This is a genomic window from Tatumella sp. JGM91 (assembly GCF_018257575.1).
Classification (GTDB): domain Bacteria; phylum Pseudomonadota; class Gammaproteobacteria; order Enterobacterales; family Enterobacteriaceae; genus Tatumella; species Tatumella punctata.
In genome coordinates, this window is the sequence record NZ_JAERJP010000046.1 from 1 (window position 1) to 1,310 (window position 1,310).

Below are 1,310 nucleotides of genomic sequence, written 5' to 3' on the forward strand. Positions count from 1 at the left end.
GGTTCATCGCGTTTTACCGGGGAACGCTGCTTTTATCTTCAGGAAGAAGTAGTCATTATCCCGGTATCCATATGCCATGCGTTTCAGCACCTTGATCTTGTTATTCATTCCTTCAAGCATGCTCGTATTCAGCCGGTGCGTCGCACTGGCGATTATTCCGCTTATGTAGTTCTTCAGCTTGTTAGCGAACTGCTGTAACGCCCTGATCCCACTCTCATCACACTGTCTGTACCACTCATTCCAGCGTGCCTGTGCGGTGGCCTTGTCTGGTGCATACCACATCTCCTTCAGCGCAGTTTTCATTACATACACGGTATTTAGCGGCTGGTTGGCTTCCAGCAGTTCTGCCAGTTTTACCTCATGTCCTGCCGGCAGGTTTTCCGGGTTACGCAACAGTAACCAGCGGCTGCGCTTGATAACCTTACGCGCTTTCTTGTTGTCACGCAGCTGATTAGCCTGGTCGACCCGCACCCTGTCGATAACCTCACGACCGAACTTTGCCACGACGTGGAAGAGGTCATACACCACTTCTGCCTGTGGGCATTGCTCTCTGACCTCCAGGTCCAGTGCAGTATTCATATCCATCGCTACAGATTCAATGGCAGCGCAGCCTTCAGGACCCAGCCAGGTGAAGAACGGACGGAAGGCCACCCGGCTTCGACCTTCACCGACCCACAACACCTGCTGTGTATCTGCATCCACGACAACGGTGGCATAACGATGGCCTTTAAACAGAGCGAACTCATCCATTATCAGGCGGCGCAGGGTACGACGCTCAGGCTCTTGTAGCTCGCGTCGCAGTCGACGGAGGTCGATATTCTTGATGGTATGCCAGTGCAGCCCCGTCAGCTGCGCTACATGCTTAACGGGTAACAGCCGGGTAAGAGACTCCACCCAGACAGCTAAAGTGGAGGTATAACGTTGTCGCTCAGGCAACCAGGATATGCGTTCAGTAACGATACCGCAGGATGCACATCGCAGACGGCGAACGGGAACCTGAAGTGTGATGCGCCAGTGCAGCAAGTCACGCTCACGAACCCGGCGCAGGGAAGTATCATGAACAGCACAGGTGTTCTGGCCACATCGGCGGCAGGCAGGAGCAAAGTCCGGGTCAGGCCGGAGGGTAATAAGAAGCGCATCGTGTGCGCATGGGGTAAAGGAATCGACGGTGAAACCTTCCCAGAAAAGCGAAGAGAGGTTAGCATTCATGGCAGACGGCGGTTTAGTGGCTGGTTAGTGTTTTGGCGAATACAAAACTAACCACTTTTACCGCCGTTTTCTATTAATTCACGCTAAGGTGCGATGAACCT

The 1,310-nt window shown here is 53.4% G+C and carries 1 protein-coding gene; it reads right to left on the minus strand.

What is annotated here, in order from left to right:
* Positions 1-3: 3 nt before the first annotated feature.
* Entirely contained in the window at positions 4-1,209 is a 1,206-nt protein-coding gene (locus JK198_RS16695) for an ISL3 family transposase (RefSeq protein ID WP_212711058.1), read from the minus strand.
* Between the last annotated feature and the right edge of the window lie 101 nt (positions 1,210-1,310).

What these genes read in the sequence shown, in the direction of transcription:
- JK198_RS16695 (WP_212711058.1), bottom strand. Translation starts at nt 1,209, where the DNA reads ATGAATGCTAACCTCTCTTCGCTTTTCTGGGAAGGTTTCACCGTCGAT.